This is a genomic window from Acinetobacter sp. YH12027 (genome assembly GCF_013420085.1).
GTDB classification, from domain to species: domain Bacteria; phylum Pseudomonadota; class Gammaproteobacteria; order Pseudomonadales; family Moraxellaceae; genus Acinetobacter; species Acinetobacter amyesii.
The window spans coordinates 24,803-43,035 of sequence record NZ_VOYW01000013.1; the positions used below are offsets into that span (position 1 = coordinate 24,803).

The 18,233-nt window shown below is 40.3% G+C and carries 15 protein-coding genes and 1 pseudogene; 7 read left to right on the plus strand and 9 right to left on the minus strand.

The features are described from left to right. Positions 1–8 precede the first annotated feature (8 nt). The 3 genes from eno to FTT94_RS06120 all read right to left on the minus strand — a co-directional run bounded on the left by eno (position 9) and on the right by FTT94_RS06120 (position 3,892). On the minus strand, positions 9–1,298 hold the full coding sequence (gene eno / locus FTT94_RS06110) for a phosphopyruvate hydratase (protein ID WP_078188521.1): 1,290 nt from the start codon (positions 1,296–1,298) through the stop codon (positions 9–11). Between the two features lie 64 nt (positions 1,299–1,362). Next, the gene (gene kdsA / locus FTT94_RS06115; RefSeq protein ID WP_078188522.1) at positions 1,363–2,220 is read right to left on the minus strand and encodes a 3-deoxy-8-phosphooctulonate synthase; all 858 of its coding nucleotides are present in this window, start codon (positions 2,218–2,220) and stop codon (positions 1,363–1,365) included. Positions 2,221–2,251: 31 nt separating this feature from the next. Then, positions 2,252–3,892 (minus strand): CTP synthase, encoded by a 1,641-nt coding sequence (locus FTT94_RS06120; RefSeq protein WP_180022127.1) that lies wholly within the window; start codon positions 3,890–3,892, stop codon positions 2,252–2,254. Positions 3,893–4,121: 229 nt separating this feature from the next. On the opposite strand from FTT94_RS06120, the gene FTT94_RS06125 reads away from it, so the two are divergent. Beyond that, on the plus strand, positions 4,122–4,535 hold the full coding sequence (locus tag FTT94_RS06125) for an internalin (protein WP_168378628.1): 414 nt from the start codon (positions 4,122–4,124) through the stop codon (positions 4,533–4,535). 111 nt (positions 4,536–4,646) lie between these two features. Here FTT94_RS06125 and FTT94_RS06130 read toward each other — a convergent pair whose 3' ends face one another. Further along, positions 4,647–5,531: a LysR family transcriptional regulator gene (locus tag FTT94_RS06130; protein WP_180162636.1), complete on the minus strand. Its 885-nt coding sequence runs from the start codon at positions 5,529–5,531 to the stop codon at positions 4,647–4,649. Positions 5,532–5,639: 108 nt separating this feature from the next. On the opposite strand from FTT94_RS06130, the gene dkgB reads away from it, so the two are divergent. Then, positions 5,640–6,446: a 2,5-didehydrogluconate reductase DkgB gene (gene dkgB, locus FTT94_RS06135; RefSeq protein WP_218955611.1), complete on the plus strand. Its 807-nt coding sequence runs from the start codon at positions 5,640–5,642 to the stop codon at positions 6,444–6,446. 1 nt (position 6,447) lies between these two features. Further along, a pseudogene (locus FTT94_RS06140) lies at positions 6,448–7,622 on the plus strand (MFS transporter). Positions 7,623–7,660: 38 nt separating this feature from the next. On the opposite strand, the gene FTT94_RS06145 reads toward FTT94_RS06140, so the two are convergent. The 3 genes from FTT94_RS06145 to FTT94_RS06155 all read right to left on the minus strand — a co-directional run bounded on the left by FTT94_RS06145 (position 7,661) and on the right by FTT94_RS06155 (position 11,507). Next, a complete protein-coding gene (locus tag FTT94_RS06145; protein WP_180170423.1) occupies positions 7,661–8,752 on the minus strand; it encodes a YheT family hydrolase in 1,092 nt (363 codons plus the stop codon). A 203-nt stretch (positions 8,753–8,955) separates the two neighbouring features. Further along, entirely contained in the window at positions 8,956–9,360 is a 405-nt protein-coding gene (locus FTT94_RS06150; RefSeq protein ID WP_180026266.1) for a nuclear transport factor 2 family protein, read from the minus strand. 122 nt (positions 9,361–9,482) lie between these two features. Beyond that, complete coding sequence (locus FTT94_RS06155) at positions 9,483–11,507, minus strand: NADPH-dependent 2,4-dienoyl-CoA reductase (RefSeq protein WP_180035779.1); 2,025 nt, start codon at positions 11,505–11,507, stop codon at positions 9,483–9,485. A 181-nt stretch (positions 11,508–11,688) separates the two neighbouring features. Between FTT94_RS06155 and FTT94_RS06160 the strand changes: the two genes are divergently transcribed. After that, positions 11,689–12,228 (plus strand): PadR family transcriptional regulator, encoded by a 540-nt coding sequence (locus tag FTT94_RS06160; protein WP_180005106.1) that lies wholly within the window; start codon positions 11,689–11,691, stop codon positions 12,226–12,228. Positions 12,229–12,252: 24 nt separating this feature from the next. Next, positions 12,253–13,161: an alpha/beta fold hydrolase gene (locus tag FTT94_RS06165; RefSeq protein WP_180170424.1), complete on the plus strand. Its 909-nt coding sequence runs from the start codon at positions 12,253–12,255 to the stop codon at positions 13,159–13,161. A 133-nt stretch (positions 13,162–13,294) separates the two neighbouring features. Here FTT94_RS06165 and FTT94_RS06170 read toward each other — a convergent pair whose 3' ends face one another. After that, positions 13,295–14,206: a LysR family transcriptional regulator gene (locus FTT94_RS06170; protein WP_078188530.1), complete on the minus strand. Its 912-nt coding sequence runs from the start codon at positions 14,204–14,206 to the stop codon at positions 13,295–13,297. A gap of 279 nt (positions 14,207–14,485) precedes the next feature. Between FTT94_RS06170 and FTT94_RS06175 the strand changes: the two genes are divergently transcribed. After that, entirely contained in the window at positions 14,486–15,400 is a 915-nt protein-coding gene (locus FTT94_RS06175; RefSeq protein ID WP_180170425.1) for a LysR substrate-binding domain-containing protein, read from the plus strand. 311 nt (positions 15,401–15,711) lie between these two features. Here FTT94_RS06175 and map read toward each other — a convergent pair whose 3' ends face one another. Beyond that, on the minus strand, positions 15,712–16,506 hold the full coding sequence (map, locus tag FTT94_RS06180) for a type I methionyl aminopeptidase (protein WP_168378636.1): 795 nt from the start codon (positions 16,504–16,506) through the stop codon (positions 15,712–15,714). Positions 16,507–16,855: 349 nt separating this feature from the next. Between map and brnQ the strand changes: the two genes are divergently transcribed. Beyond that, positions 16,856–18,148, plus strand: coding sequence for a branched-chain amino acid transport system II carrier protein (brnQ, locus tag FTT94_RS06185; protein WP_168378637.1), 1,293 nt, complete (start codon positions 16,856–16,858; stop codon positions 18,146–18,148). Positions 18,149–18,233: the final 85 nt, after the last annotated feature.

Genomic DNA, 18,233 nt, shown 5'->3' on the forward strand with positions numbered 1-18,233 from the left:
TGATCTGCTTAGTTCAAACCTTTGAACTCAGCTTTACCGCGATATGCAGCATTAGTCAATTCTTCAATACGAAGTAATTGGTTATATTTCGCTACACGGTCAGAACGGCAAAGTGAACCAGTTTTGATTTGACCCGCTGCTGTACCCACTGCAAGATCCGCAATAGTTGAATCTTCAGTTTCACCAGAACGGTGTGAAATCACTGTAGTGTAACCATTTGCTTTTGCAAGGTAGATTGCATCTAGAGTTTCAGTCAACGTACCGATTTGGTTGTACTTGATCAGAATCGAGTTACCCACTTTTTCATTGATACCACGTTGAAGAATTTTAGGATTCGTAACGAATAGGTCATCACCAACCAATTGGATTTTGTCGCCAAGGATTGAAGTGAGGTAAGACCAACCTTCCCAATCAGACTCATCCAAACCATCTTCAATTGAGATGATTGGGTATTGTTTTGCAAAACCAGCAAGGTAGTCAGCAAATTGGTTGCTTGTGAATGCTTTATTGCCTTCACCTGCAAGGATGTATTGACCATCTTTGTAGAATTCTGAAGATGCACAGTCAAGCGCAAGCATAATGTCAGAACCAGCTTTGTAGCCAGTTTTTTCAATTGCTTCAAGAATTACTGTAATTGCTTCTTCGTTAGAACGAAGGTTCGGTGCAAAACCACCTTCATCACCAACTGCAGTATTTAGACCTTGTTTCTTTAAAACTGATTTTAAAGAATGGAAAATTTCAGCACCAGCGCGTAAAGCTTCAGAGAATGAAGTGAAGCCAACTGGCTCAATCATAAATTCTTGAATGTCTACATTGTTGTCTGCATGTGAACCACCATTTAGGATGTTCATCATTGGAACAGGCATAGTCAAAATGCTGTTATTACGAAGGTCTGCGATGTATTGGAAAAGTGGGATTTTCTTTTCATCAGCAGCAGCGCGTGCAGCAGCTAAAGAAACCGCTAAAGTTGCGTTCGCACCTAATTTTTCTTTGTTTTCAGTACCGTCAAGCGCGATCATTGTGTTATCAATGTCTTTTTGTTCGAATACTGATTTACCCAACAATGCATCACGAATTACTGTGTTAACGTTGTTAACCGCAGTTTTAACGCCTTTACCTAAGTAACGAGCTTTGTCGCCGTCACGAAGTTCTAAAGCTTCACGAGAACCAGTTGAAGCACCAGATGGTGCACATGCACGGCCTACAACGCCAGAGGCTAAGATTACGTCTGCTTCGATGGTAGGGTTACCACGAGAGTCCAAAATTTCACGTGCACGAATGTCAACGATTTGGCTCATGAACAATTCCTCAGTTGATTAATAAAAATGATGCGTCAAAAGTGACGCATCAATGTGTATCGAATTAGTGTGTGTCTAACTTTGCGAAACCTTTAACCAAGGTATCGAGTTCTTTTAACTGTGCCAAGAAAGGCTCCAACTGTGACATGCGTAGCGCACATGGACCGTCACATTTGGCATTTTCTGGATCTGGATGAGCTTCTAAGAACAAACCTGCTAAACCAGTCGCCATACCTGCTCGTGCCAGTGTCGTGATTTGCGCACGACGACCACCCGCAGAATCCGCACGACCACCCGGCGTTTGAAGCGCATGTGTCACATCAAAGAACACAGGGACATTCATTTCTTTCATGATGTCAAAGCCCAACATATCGACAACTAAGTTGTTGTAACCAAATGCTGAACCACGTTCACAAAGAATCAGTTTGTCATTCCCTGCTTCCAAACACTTATGCAGAATATGACGCATTTCGTGTGGTGCGAGGAACTGTGCTTTTTTGATGTTAATGATGGCATCAGTTTTCGCCATCGCTTCAACAAGGTCAGTCTGACGGCTTAAAAATGCAGGAAGCTGGATAATATCCGCAACTTCAGCAACAGGCGCAGCTTGGTATGGTTCATGTACGTCAGTAATAATCGGCACATTAAAGTGTTTTTTAATGTCAGCTAACCACTCGATTCCTTTTTCCAGGCCTGGGCCACGGAAAGAGTTCAAGCTTGAACGATTGGCTTTATCAAAACTTGCTTTAAACACATATGGAATATCCAAGCGTTTGCAGATATCCACATAGGTTTCAGCAATTTCAAAAGCAAGGTCTTTTGACTCAAGTACGTTCATGCCGCCGAATAGTACAAATGGCAAATGATTTGCCATTTGTATATCGCCTAAACGTACAATTTCTTGTGGTTTTAATTGTGACATTTAAACTTCCTAGTTTAGTCCTACAATGCCATTACTTGGTTTTTTGATACTGTTTTTTAGCAGCATCAATAAAGCCAGCAAATAATGGGTGACCATCACGTGGTGAGCTGGTAAATTCTGGGTGGAATTGTACCGCAACAAACCAAGGATGTGCAGGAATTTCAACAGTTTCAACGAGACGTTGTACCGGAGAATAACCTGAAATCTTCATGCCTTTTTCTTCAAGCACTGGGATATAACGGTTGTTCATTTCATAACGGTGACGATGACGTTCAACGATCTCTTCAGAACCGTACACTTGTGCAGTTTTTGTTCCCGCAACCAATTCAGATTTTTGAGCACCCAGACGCATTGTGCCGCCTAAGTCAGAATCTGCATTACGTTGTTGAACTTCGCCGCGCTCATCTAACCATTCAGTGATTAGACCAATCAATGGTGATTTTGTAGAACGGTTAAATTCAGTTGAAGTTGCATCGCTAATACCCGCAACGTTGCGCGCATATTCGATCACAGCCAACTGCATACCTAAACAGATGCCGAGGAACGGTACACCGTTTTCACGTGCAAAACGAATCGCTTTCATTTTGCCTTCTGTACCACGTTCACCAAAACCACCTGGAACTAAGATTGCATCCGCGTCTTTTAATACGTCGTTTACATCTTGGCTTTCAAGTTCTTCTGCATTGACGTAGTCGATTTGAACTTTCACACGGTTTTGAATACCCGCATGTAAAAGTGCTTCGTTTACAGATTTGTATGCATCTGGAAGTTCAACGTATTTACCAACCATCGCTACACGAACTGTGTATTCAGGGTTCAGTAATGCATCTACAACGTTATCCCAGTCTGTAAGATCAGCTTCTGGAAGATCGTTATAACCAAAACGTTCACAAATTAAATCGTCAACGTTTTGTTCATAGAAAGTACGTGGAATTTGGTAAATTGAACGCGCATCTTTACATACCACAACTGCACGTGCTTCAACGTTCGTAAATAACGCGATTTTACGTGTAGTATCAGCATCAACATCATGCTCTGTACGGCAGATCAGGATGTCTGGTTGAATACCAATCGATAAAAGCTCTTTTACAGAGTGTTGAGTTGGTTTGGTTTTTAATTCAGCAGCTGACTTAATGTATGGGAGTAAAGTTAAGTGCATTAACATTGTGCGCTTATGACCGAGTTCGACCATAAGTTGACGTACAGATTCCATGAATGGGAGAGATTCAATGTCACCTACTGTACCGCCGATCTCAACGATCGCAACGTCATAGCCTTCACCTGCGCGAAGAACACGTTCTTTAATATTGTCAGTAATATGTGGAATAACTTGAACTGTACCACCGAGGTAGTCACCACGACGTTCTTTATTCAAGACATCTTGGTACACTCGTCCTGAAGTAAAGTTGTTCAGTTTGGTCATTTTCGCACGACGCAAGAAACGTTCGTAATAACCCAAGTCTAAGTCAGTTTCAGCACCATCCTCTGTGACAAAAACTTCACCGTGTTGGAATGGACTCATAGTCCCTGGATCGACATTAATGTATGGATCCATTTTTACCATGGTTACTTTTAAACCACGGGCTTCTAAAAGCGCAGCCACTGATGCAGCTGAAATACCTTTACCTAGTGATGATACAACACCACCAGTAACGAAAATAAAATGGGTCATTAAGTTTCTCGTACAATGGAGCCTAAATTGGCCTACAATGTTGTGCGATTTTACTTTACTCTGTACCAAGAAAGCAAAGTCATTACGCATCAATTCATAGAACAATTAACAATTGGCTATTGTAACAGCAATTATCATAAAAATTTAGAGTAAGTTCTTATCATTTCTATATTCTTATTTACTGTTATAATGCATTTATCCAATCCACACTTTTTTGTTTTGTGTAATTATGAATAAGAAACTTTTAATCTGCGGTGCAATCGCAACAGGTCTACTTCTTACAGCATGTGTAAAAAAAGAAGCACCAAAAGAAGAAGAACAGGAACAGGTTGAAGTTGCAACATCTGAACCAACAGCATCTGTACCTACACAATTAGAACCAGTTGAAGAACAACCAGTTGTTGAAGAAACGACTCAACAGCAAGTTGAAGTGATTCGTGAAGAGACACCGAATACAACAACTGAAATTCGTCGTGAACCTACTCCTCCTGCAGAAGCTCCTGCTCCAAAAGCAGAAGCGCCTAAAGCTGCAGAAAAACCTGCACAAGCTGCTCAACCTAAACAAAACTCAGGTTCTGCTCAGTCTGAAGATGACGCCGTGGCTGCTGCCATTGCTGCTGCAACACCTGCTTTAGAGAACTAAGATCGAAGTTTTATCAAACCAATGATCAAAAAAACCCGGCAATTGTCGGGTTTTTTATTGTTTATATGTATATAAAAAGCTGCACAAAACGATGCACAGTTTTTCTCACAACTATTCTTGTAATTTTTCAGCTAAATATTCAATAAATAAACGAACACGTTTCGGTAAATGCTCTTGTTGATAATAGACAGCATGAATAAGCTGTTCATGTGGCTCAATTTGATCGTCTAAAAGTTGTACCAATCGCCCTTCTGCAATATCTTTTTCTAACATAAAAATCGAAAGACAAGCGATGCCCATCCCATGAATCGCAAGCTCGCGTAACGTTTCACCATTTGATGCCTTAATGTTTGGTCGGATTGTCAAAGGCTTCCCTGCGACTTGGATCGGCCAAGTATTCATATGGGTAATTTGACTAAATCCAAGTAAAGCATGTGCGGTTAGCTCATCAGCATTTTGCGGACGTCCATGCTGCTTAAGATATTCAGGACTCGCCACCAAACACAGTCGACTCTTATAGATGAGTTTTGCATGCAAACTGGAGTCGTTTAATTTCCCAAAGCGAATTGCGACATCCGCTTTATGCTCTAATAAGTCAATCACTTGATCATGATTCACCAATTCAATCTGTATATGCGGATAACGCGCATTAAATTCTGGAATCAAGGGAACGATCATATGCAGAATAAACGAAATCGCAGAATCGACTCGCACCAAACCCGATATATCTGCATCTAATTTCAGCAGGGAATCTTCCGCTTCGCTCAAATCATTCAATATCCGCCGTGTTTTAGCTAAAAATAATTGCCCCTCCTGCGTCAGCTTAATTTTGCGGGTTGTTCGTTCCAACAGGGTTACATTTAATTTAGATTCCAGACGCTGTAATGCGCGGCTTACACCAGATGCTGTTTGATCCAGTCTTTCTGCTGCTTTAATAATAGAGCCGCTATCTACAATAACAGTAAAAGCCTGCAGCTCCTCAATTGTCGATTTCATTGCTTATTCGATTCGTGATTTTTAATCAATAATATATTCCAAATTCATGCATTTTTCTTCATTAAAATTAGCAGCACAATAGCATCAATTCAAAAAAGAGAATTCCTGATGATTGTTCCCCAATTTGGTGTCGGTACCTTCCGTTTGGCAGGTGAAACTGTCATTCATTCAGTTAAAACAGCCTTAGAGGTAGGATATCGTGCTGTAGACACCGCACAAATTTACGCTAATGAAGCAGAAGTAGGCCAAGCACTCCATGAAAGTCAGGTCAATCGAGCTGATATTTTCTTAACCACGAAAATTTGGACTGAAAATTATGCTGCCGACAAACTAATACCCAGTCTAAAAGACAGTTTAATTAAATTGAGGACTGATGCAGTTAACCTCACACTTATTCATTGGCCAGCACCTGCTCTAGGAGTCGATATTCCTGAATTAATGGGACATTTACTTGAAGCAAAAAAACAAGGTTTGACTGAACATATTGGTGTATCTAATTTTAATATTGAGCTCACTCAACAAGCCATTGATCACATCGGGCTAGAAAATATTGCAACCAATCAAATTGAACTTAGTCCATATTTGCAAAATCAAAAATTGGTCAATTATCTGCAAACGAACAATATAGATGCCACATCCTATATGACCTTGGCTTATGGCAAAGTTTTGCAAGACCCAACCCTGTTAAATATTGCGGCCGAACACCAAGTCACTTCGGCCCAAATTGCACTCGCATGGGCACTGCAAAAAGGTTATGCCGTGATTCCATCATCAACCAAACGTGAACATTTAATCAGTAATTTAAAAGCTCAAGAGATTCATTTAACACCAGAACAGATGCAGGCCATTACCACACTAGACAGAAATGCGCGTGAAGTGAACCCACCTGAACTTGCTCCAGTGTGGGATATTTAATATGAAATTCAATTTTCCATTAATTGCATTAGCCGTAGGTGCTTTTGCAATTGGCACAACAGAATTTTCACCGATGGGTTTTTTGCCTGAAATCGCAGCAGATTTATCGGTATCTATTCCTCAAGCGGGCTTACTGATTAGTGCCTATGCCGTTGGCGTCATGATTGGTGCCCCATTGATGACCTTATGGTTAGCACGTTTTCCAAAACGTACATCACTCATGTTATTAATGACAATTTTCACCCTTGGCAATCTGCTTGCCACAGTTGCGCCAGATTATTTAGGTTTAATGGCTGCGCGTTTAGTGACGAGTTTGAACCACGGCGCTTTTTTGGCTTAGGCTCTGTCGTCGCAGCAAGTGTTGTTCCAAAAGATAAACAAGCCAGTGCCGTTGCTATGATGTTTATGGGCTTGACCATTGCCAATATTGGCGGCGTGCCACTCGCAACATGGGTGGGGCAAAATATCGGTTGGCGTATGTCTTTTGCGGCCATCACCTTACTTGGCATCATCACCATGTTGGCATTATGGAAAGCACTGCCCCATCAGCAACAGACCGAAAAACCGGATGTACGAGCAGAGTTAAAAGTATTAACACGCATGCCTGTTGTTTTAGCACTGCTCACCACGGTCATGAGTGCTGGAGCTATGTTCTCGCTCTATACCTATATCGCACCAAGCTTAAAAGTCTTTACTCATGCAAGCCCCGAACTTATCACTTTCATGTTGGTCTTAATCGGGATCGGATTTTCAATTGGTAACCATTTCGGTGGTAAGTTCGCAGATCAATCCTTAGATAAAACCTTGATTGGCTTTTTAGTCTTACTCATGCTGATGATGCTGTTATTTCCAATTTTAGCAACAACCACCATTGGCGCGGCGATTGCATTAATCATCTGGGGAGCAGCAGCCTTTGCCGTCGTACCACCTTTACAAATGCATGTTATGACAGTAGCTCACGATGCACCAGGCCTCGCTTCTTCAGTGAATATTGGTGCATTTAATCTTGGAAATGCTTTGGGCGCTGTTGCAGGTGCCGCAGTGCTAAATCTCAACCTAAGCTATGCTGCAGTGTCTTATGCAGGCGCTACACTGAGCGCTATAGCGTTGATTTTAGTATTGATACAGATGAAGCTTAAACCTCAAACATCTGCATGTTGCGCACAAGCTGAGTAACACACACTTAAAATAGCCTACCCAAAGTAGGCTATTTTTTAGTTCGCATATAACTTTAAAAAATCTGCCATCAATTTGGTTGCCCATGAATGGGTTTCCACTAAACCTTCATAATAACCACAGTGACTGCCTTTTTTGGTGGTTACCACCACAACATTCGGCAAAGAACGGATTAATTCTTTATAGGGTTCAAAGTTTTGAATGTGGCAAACAGGGTCATCTTCGGCATTTAAAATCATCAATGGAATTTTAAGATTTTCAAATACATAAATTGGATTGGTAGATTTTGCATAACTTTCATAATCGGCAAAACCAGCCATTTGGAAATAAGCACGCTCAAACTGCGCCAGATCTTTACTTTTTAGGACTTCTATTAAAGATGGTGTTGTTGACCATGTTGCAGAATAGGGTTCTACAAATTTCTGAAAGAGCTTCTTGGTCATCATTTTACTGTAAAAAGGATGTACATTTTTAAAGCCAAGCTCAGTATCATAGCCCGGACATAAAGCAAAAGCCGCTTTAAGTGGTGTTTCCTCACCTTGCTCTCCTAAATAGCGGACCAATAGCCCCGTTCCGGCAGATGAACCGACGCCATACAAACTCGATTCGGGAAATTTCTGCTGAATACAGGCAATCTGTTCACGTAAGTCATCTGTTGAGCCAAATAAATTTATTTTGGCAACTGGCATAGGTAAATTGGCATGACCGCGTCTTAAACACAGTGCAATGCGCCAACCTGTATATAGATGAAGATCCCGAACCACTTCTCGCATACTTTCAGGCGTTCCCGTAATCGTATGCATGAGTACCACAGTTGGCACATCCGCAGGTAAATCTAAGCCCAACCATGCAATGGCTGTGATTCCACCATCAGCCATGGTTAGCTGCTCTATAGCATCATATTTAAGCTTCACTTGACGCTTTTTAATGACATCAAAATATAGTAAATGTGCGTGGGTATTCGACAGCCAAGGCGTAGGGCGATATTTTTCATGTAGTTGCTTTAACTTCGGCAGCACATGTTTCATTTGCCCTTCAGGATGATAATAAAGCTGTGGTAATTCTGCACCGATAGCATTATCTACAAAATTTAAAAGAGCCTGACGCCCTTTATGAATCACATTATTCATTGACCTTACCTTCACCTCGCTTCGCACCACAGCAAATTATTCCAATCTTTTCACTTTGACTAACAATGCCCATTAAAAAAAACGTATCTACAAAACCATATCTCGCTAGCAATATTTGTTTGCTTAAGCCTCAAAAGCAAAAAGCATGACAATATCCATCATGCTTTTTATCATTCTGTGATGAGCATTTAAAATCAGCAGATTTAAGGCTGATATTGCATAATGCGCTCACCCATTTTTGCAGCCAATGCTTCTAAGCCACTTTTTGGACGAAGCATGACTTCAAAATCAATCATCTGACCTTGTTCATTAAACTGAATCATGTCGATCCCTTTTAACTTTTTCTCGCCAACATTGGCAGAAAACTCAAGAACTACGTTCAAGCCATCTTCTGTATAGAACTCACGGTGATAGGTAAAATTTTCAAAAATTTGAATCACATTGGTCAAAATAAAAGTTACTACAGGCTTACCTGGATATGGGTTAAACGCGACAGGTGAACGAAACACCACATCTTCTGCCAAGAGTTCATTTAAAATATTCATATCCCGTGTGTTAAGCATTTCGTGCCAACGTGCAACAGATTTTTTTGTTGTTTCAATAGTCATGTTTATGTCCTTTTTTTTGATGAATCATTTCCCTTTCCTCAAACTCCTCTCCCAAATGGAGAGGAAGCACGACAACTGCATATTAAATTGAATGAAGTTGTCGTGGTTTAGTATGAGGCTGATTAAATCACCGCAGCCAAATCTGCACCTTGACGAATGGCACGTTTAGCATCTAACTCACCTGCTTCTTTCGCACCACCAATCAAATGCACATTTTTCCCATCTGCTTGTAGCTGTTCATACATCGCGGTATAGGATTCCTGACCTGCACAAATCACCACATGATCAACATCTAAAATACGTGATTGACCATCAACGGTAATATGCAAACCTTGATCATCAATTTTGTCGTAGCTTGCACCCGCAATCATTTTCACATCGCGGTGTTTCAAACCTGTACGGTGAATCCAACCCGTGGTTTTACCTAAGCCAGCACCAACCGATTTAGCCTTACGTTGCAATAAATACACTTCACGCGGCGATTCTTCGACGTCTGGATGTTTCAAGCCACCGACTTGCGCATAAGTGGTATCAATACCCCATTCATCATAAAATTTCTCAGGATTGAGGCTACCGCTTTCACCTTCATGCGTTAAATATTCAGCCGTATCGAAACCAATACCGCCTGCACCAATGATTGCTACACGTTTGCCAACAGGTTGACGTTCACGTAATACCTGTAAATAGCTCAATACTTTTGGATGATCAATACCATCTATATCTAACTGACGCGGTGTTACACCCGTCGCCACCACGATGTCATCAAAATCAGACTGAGCTAATTCTTCATACGTTGCTGTATGGTTCAATACCAATTTAATCTGAGGCAATAGTTCTATTTTACGTTTGAAATAACGCAGCGTTTCATAAAACTCTTCTTTACCAGGAATCGTTTTCGCAATATTAAACTGTCCACCAATTTGGCTCGATGCTTCAAAAATAGTTATGTTATGACCACGCTCTGCAGCATAAGTTGCAAAGCTTAAACCTGCAGGTCCCGCACCAATCACAGCAATATTTTTCACCTGTGCAGATTCTTTAAAAATCAGTTCAGTTTCATAGCAAGCTTGAGGGTTAACCAAACATGTTGCAATTTTCATCGAGAAAATATGATCTAGGCAGGCTTGGTTACAACCGATACAGGTATTAATTTCATCACTACGACCTTGTTCTGCTTTTTCCACAAAACGTGGGTCAGCCAGCATTGGACGTGCCATGGACACCATATCTGCATCACCCGAAGCAAGTACGTGCTCAGCCATTTCAGGAGTATTGATACGGTTTGAGGTGATTAAAGGAACATTCACAAGACCTTTTAATTTCTTGGTCACCCATGTAAATGCAGCACGTGGCACTTTGGTTGCAATGGTCGGAATACGTGCTTCGTGCCAGCCAATACCGGTATTGATAATGGTTGCACCAGCTTTTTCAATGGCTTTTGCAAGTTGTACAACTTCTTCGAAAGTCGAACCACCTTCAACCAAATCCAGCATAGAAAGACGGTAAATAATAATAAAATTTTCACCGACTAATTCACGCGTACGACGCACGATCTCGATTGGAAAACGAATCCGGTTTTCATAACTGCCACCCCATTCATCATCACGGTGGTTGGTACGTGCAGCAATAAACTCATTAATTAAATAACCTTCTGACCCCATGACTTCTACACCGTCATAACCCGCTGTCTGTGCTAACTGAGCACATTTGGCAAAATCATTGATCGTGCGTTCGACGTCTGCTGTGCTTAAAGCTTGCGGTTTTACTGGGTTAATTGGTGCTTGAATTGATGAAGGTGCAACATTATTGGCTTGATACGAGTAGCGACCTGTATGCAAAATCTGCATCGCAATTTTACCGCCAGCATCATGTACCGCCTGCGTAATCACTTTATGTTTTTCTGCTTCTTCTAAAGAATCTAATTTTGAGCCACCAGCAAATGTCACACCATCATCATTGGGAGAAATACCACCAGTTACAATCAGACCTACACCACCTTTCGCACGCTCAGCGTAAAAAGCTGCCATGCGTTCATAGCCACCCGGTGCTTCTTCAAGGCCGATATGCATAGAACCCATCAATACACGGTTCTTTAGCGTTGTAAAACCTAAATCTAGTGGTGCCAATAAATTTGGATAATTTGACATTTTTTCTCCTTAGCGTGCTGAAAAGCTGGCTATTTTTATCTTCGCTTGTATACGAGCTTTCTATTTCCATCTACGCATACAAGATTTTTGCAACTTGTTGCACTAATTTATATGCGAGATTTGATTTTTATGCAACATGTTGCATAATAAAAAGTACAAAACTATTTTGACTGAGCCATATATGTCTTTAGCCCATGTTTTACTCACGAGCTTACTTGAAAAACCTAGTACAGGAATTGACCTTGCACGCCGTTTTGACCGCTCTATGGGCTTTTTTTGGAATGCGACACATCAGCAAATCTACCGTGAACTCAGTGGTATGCAGCAAAAAGGCTGGATCAGCACCATTGAAGATGACCACAGTACAACCCGTAAAAAAACCTACCAAGTTGAACAGCTTGGACGTGTTGAATTAGCCAATTGGATGGTTGAGCAAAGCCCTCCGGCTCAGTTACGTGAAGAGTTAATGGTTCGTTTACGTGCTGAAGCTCAACTGGGCACAAACGGCGTATTACCCGAATTAGAACGTCACCTAGAAATTCACAAAGAAAAACTAAAAGTGTACCAGTCTATTTTTGCAAAAGACTTTGCACATGCGCATGATGAAGACCGTACTTTGTACATTCATAAAATGATTTTACAGCTTGGGATAGATTTGGAAATCGGTTGGATCAAATGGCTTGAAACCATCATTCCACAGTTGCATAAATTTAATCGCTAAAACAAAAAATAAATAGGAAGCCGCATGCCACACTATACAATGCCAGATCAACAACAACTGTATGTTCGTGAATATGGTCAAGGAGAACCCATCCTGGTTTTATCTGGACTGGGCATGCAAAGTTGGCAATGGCACCCTTTTCTATATCAACACCGAAAGCATTTTAAATTTATCATTCCAGACTGGCGTGGATTTGGCGGCTCTAAACATTGTCAAATTCCAAATACGGACACCATTTCAAGCCATTGGCGAGATATTGACAGCTTAGTTTCCCAGCTTGGTTACGATAAAATCACGGTGATTGCCTACTCCATGGGGGCAACGACCACCATGCACGGTTTAAAATACGGTCAGTTTGCTGAAAAAATTAAACGCTATTTACACATCGATCAAACCCCTAAAATACGAGTAGATGCAGATTGGCAATATGGTTTATATGGCAAACGCCACAATGAGTTTTTAAGTATTTTAGAAGACATCTCGAAGGTACTTTCAACCAACCTCTCCGTGCCATTTGCACAGCAGATGAATAAACATGACCGTCAAGGTCTGGTCGACGCTTGGTTAAGATTCATAGACTTACAAAATAGCAATCCTTATGCTTTATCCGCTTTCCGTTTTGCATACCAACAACCAACTTTACAGAAGCTGATGTTACCCTCACAAAGTGTGACCTATTTATATTGGTATATTCAAAACTATTTGAACCATACTGAAGATTATCGTGAAGCCATTGCAGCACTCACCGCACCAACAACTTTTTTCACAGGTGCAAAATCGATCCTCTATCCTGCCCAAGGTCAAAAAATTATTGCTGACAGCCTAACCAATGCAGAGCAAATCATTTTTAAGAAATCGGGGCACACGCCATTGCTCAGTGAACCGGTCAAATTTAGCCGTGAAGTCACCAAGTTTTTAAAACAAGCGGTCTAATAAGACTGAATAAAAAAATAGGCTCAATACTTTCAAGAATGAGCCTATGTTTTATGCAGAAAGGTGTTACTTAAACGTTTGCTTCAAAATTGAATTTCAAATTTAACGTTATTATTACTTTTTAAAATAAGCACTAGAAAACCCGACGATCGTATTCAATTGCTTCTAAATCATATACTTGATAAACACAGTCAAATAAAGGACGTGCCAATTCCCCTTCATCATCGTTCCGCACGATCAAGTAAATTTGGCTAATGGCCGCACTATCCGATAATTTCACATAATTCACATGCCTAAACTGCATAATTTGTACAGATTCAGGAACAATACAAATGCCTTCACCTGCGGCAACCATGCCTAGTGATTGCTGCAAATCAGCTTGAGTGTTAAAGCGTTTCGGCTCCATACCGTATTCTAAAAACAAAGACTTGATCAGCGTTGCATAACTTTGACCATCCGTTGCTGGATAGATAAAAATCTGCTCATCTTTGAGATTATTTAATGCAATCTGTTGTTGTGAAGATAAAGGATGGCTCGAATGCACCGCAACAATTAGCGGCTCTTCACGCAATAGCACACGTTTAACCGCCTGATCCGACACACGAACTCGGCTAAAACATGCATCAACCCGACCTTCTTTTAATGCCTGAATCTGATCAACTGCACTCAGTTCAATTAAATTTACATTTAAGTGTGGATATTGCTGACGGAACAAATAAACAATTCGAGGTAATAAACCACAGAGTAAGGAACCGCCATACCCAATATTAATAGTACGTTCAGTGGCACTGGCCCGCTGCGTAATGAGCTTAATTTCTTCTGCATTGGAAAGTAATTTCACAGCTTGCTGATAAAAAAAACGGCCAATGGTGGTGGTTCTTAAAGGACGGCTGCCACGCTCAAAAAGCTGTGCCCCCAACTCTTCTTCTAAATTTTGAATTTGACGACTTAGAGGAGGTTGAGCAATAAATAGCTTTTCAGCAGCCTTCGTAAAACTCTGTTCTTCTACAACGGCGACAAAGTAACGTAAATGTCTTAATTCCATGACATTGTCCTTTAATGTCGAATTTCTTTCATAATGGTCTTTTATTTGAATATATCAGGACGACACTCAAATCACATCCTTCAAATTCGGTTATTTAAAAGATGTATACACCACATTTATTGTTTGGTCATGCTAATGTGAAACGATTACAAGGTTAACCCGACTTTAGTCTTGGCAATTTTGCTCAATCTTCTCACATGAAAAACTACAAAACGTGATTGACTTCATGAAACAATTCAAGTTAATTAGCAAAATCGTTGCAAATATGGAATAAGAACAGTGCTGAGTGATCTAGATGATTTTTATTGTTTTGCCCAAGTGGTCGAACATGGTGGTTTTAGTGCAGCCGAACGTGCAACAGATATTCCAAAATCAAAACTGAGTCGTCGGGTCTATAACTTAGAAGAACGTTTAGGTGTCCGCCTGATTCAACGTAGCTCACGGCATTTTGCTGTTACAGATATTGGTATGAACATCTATCGTCATGCACAAGTCATGATGAATGCCGCTCAAGCCGCACACGATTTGGTTGATCATCTAAGTACACAGCCGCGCGGCTTAATTAAAGTCAGCTTACCTGTTTCCATCGCGCAAAATGAAATGACCAAAATATTGCCTGAATTTTTAAAGCAATATCCAGAAATCAAAGTGCAAATGATGGTGACCAATCGCCGCGTAGATATCATAAATGAAGGCTTCGATCTCGCGCTACGTGTCCGTTCAAATCTAGACGATGACCCGAACTTAGTTATTCGTAAATTTGAAACGATTGAGCAGCACTTATTTGCCAGTCAGACCTATCTAAATAAATTTGGTGAACTCAAACAGCCCGAAGATTTATCACAGCATCAAATTTTAAGTATGGCGGATGAGCATCTCGATCAACATATTATTGTGACCGATGCACAGCATCATCAGAAAAAAATCAAAGTTAACCCAACGGTAATGGGCTCTGACCTATCGATGTTAGCTGCACTAGCCTGCCAAGATTGTGGCGTGGTGTTATTACCCGACAGTATTGTGTCCGATCATGTGAAATCAGGTGCTTTGGTTCATGTATTACCTGAATGGAAAGCTGCACATGGTATTTTCCATGCTGTATATCCATCTCGTCGTGGCTTATTACCGGCTGTACGTGTTTTCATTGATTATTTAGTTGAAAAACTCAGCCAACATGAACACGCTAAATTTTAGGCAAAAAAAAGCTTACCCATGTGATGGGTAAGCGAAAACTTAAAAACTAAGAAACTACAGCAGAATCTGTAATCATATTATATAAATAAAATACATCTTTATTAAATCGTTAATAGCTCTAACTGATTTTCAGAGTTATAAGCAAAACCTTATAAATTAAGCTATAGAGAAAACCTCTTAGTCTTAAAACCTATAACGCTCATACACACTACAACTTATTAGACTAAAGTCAAAAAATATACACTTGTACAATTTAATTTAACTTCAATCCTTTAGATACAGCAGATTCAGGATTAAATTCGCGATTTAGCTTAGATTGCAGGATATGTACCTGTACCTTCTGGCCATGGAGATAGCAACTCAAAACCACTATCGGTTACAACCACCATATGTTCCCACTGTGCAGATAAAGAGCGGTCTGCAGTAATCACTGTCCAGCCATCTTTTAACTCTTTAGTTCGCGCTTTACCGCTGTTAATCATCGGTTCAATGGTAAAGACCATGCCTTTTTTCAGAATCACACCTTGACCCGGTTGACCATAGTGTAAAACGCTCGGTTGCTCATGATAAACCTTACCAATTCCGTGACCACAGTATTCACGTACTATGCTGTAGCCTTCACGATGAGCAACTTGTTGAATGGCATAGCCTACATCCCCCAAAGTTGCTCCCGGTTTAACTGCATGAATCCCTGCAACCATGGCTTCGTAGGTAGTTTCCACTAACTTTTTAGCCGCAGGCGAAACCTCACCCACATAGTACATACGACTGGTATCACCAAAATAACCATCTTTAATGATGGCAACATCAATATTGATAATGTCACCATCTTTCAATACAGTTTCTTTCGAAGGAATACCATGACAAACCACTTCATTCGGTGAAATACAGGTGGTTTTGGTATAGCCATAGTAGCCAACGTTGGCAGGAATCACTTTAAGTGTGTTGACGATAAAATCATTACAGATATCGTCTAGATATTCAGTGGTCACGCCCGGCTTGACATACTCCCCGATCATCTCTAAAACCTGAGCAGCTAAACGACCTGAAATGCGTAATTTTTCAATATCTTGCTCGGTTTTAATCGTGATTTTGGAAGCTTTCATCTGAATATCCTCAAATTTGAATACACCGAATTATAGACCTTTTAGATTTTTTTTGTTTTATTCAGCCAATATTTCTGCATTTATTCGGCTTATAGCATCCTATTTAGTGCTGAAAATTAGAACAATTGATTTATATCTGATAAATCTTAATCGCTAAACTTATTCCTATAAAAATTTTATATACAATAAATTTCTTTTATTTATCATAAATATAAATAAAACATTATTTTATCTGTCAATATATTCATGATTCGTATTATAAAAACTATCTATACGATTTATAAATTTTGCTCCAAAAACGAGCTTAATTGCACTAAAATTGCCTTTTTTCACAGTTCATCTCCCCTTTATGACAAGTCTTCGTACACGGGATATTGTTGCCTTAGGTTTTATGACCTTTGCACTGTTTATTGGTGCAGGTAACATTATTTTCCCACCAATTGTCGCACAGCAAGCGGGTGAACATGTTTGGTTAGCTGCATTTGGTTTCTTAATCACCGCAGTTGGCCTACCTGTCATCACGATTATTGCTTTGTCGCGTGTAGAAGGTTCTATTCAAGTTTTAAGTTCACCTCTGGGTAAAGCAGCCAGCATTATCCTTACTGTCGCGTGTTACTTAGCTGTTGGACCTTTATTTGCAACACCTCGTACAGCTACCGTTTCTTATGAAATTGGTTTCTCTTCTTATTTTGGTAACAGCGCAAACAGTCTGCTGTTTTATAGCGTGATTTATTTTGCATTAGTGACCATTGTTTCACTTTATCCAAACAAAATTTTGGATACTGTGGGTTATTTCCTTTCACCGCTCAAGATCTTAGGTCTCATTGTACTGGGTATCTCTGCGTTCTTTATCCCTGCTGGTGTAATTCCGCCTGCAATTGGTAACTACGTGGCTGCACCAGTTTCTGAAGGTGTGGTCAATGGTTATTTAACCATGGATACTTTAGGTGCTTTAGTTTTTGGTATCGTGATCGTAAAAGCCATTACTTCACGTGGTGTAACGGATAGTAAGCTCGTCACCAAGTATGCTGTCATTGCCAGTATTATTTCAGGTATTGGACTTACACTGGTTTATATCAGCTTGTTCAAACTCGGTATGGGCAGCCATGATATTGCTCCAAATGCAACAAATGGTGCAGTGATCCTGCATGCATATGTACAACATGCATTTGGTGATATGGGCGCTTATTTCCTATCTGCAATGATCTTTGTTGCATGTATGGTTACCGCGATTGGCTTGACCTGCGCATGTGCTGAATATTTCTCAGAATTGACTAAAATTCCATACAAAGTTTTTGTGTTCATTTTAGTTGGTTTCTCACTGCTGATTTCAAACTTAGGTTTAACCAAACTCATTGCAGTTTCAGTGCCTGTTCTAAGTGCGATTTATCCACCTGCGATTGCAGTTATCCTACTTAGCTTCTGCTCTAAATGGTTTATTTCACCATCACGAGTTATTGCGCCTGTTACCGCATGTGCGTTTATTTTCGGTATTTTTGATGGTTTAAAAGTGGCTGGTTTCGAAGATGCACTTCCAAGCTTTATTGCCAATCTACCGCTTGCTCAACAAAATTTAGCATGGCTGATCCCTTCTACGATTGTGCTGATTATTGCTGCTGTAATTGACAAAGTTAAAAAATAACCTTTTTTGACCTGTCTAAAATCGGAGTTTTACCCGAATGACGATTTTACCTGTGACCAATAATTGTCGAGTTTTACCCAAACTG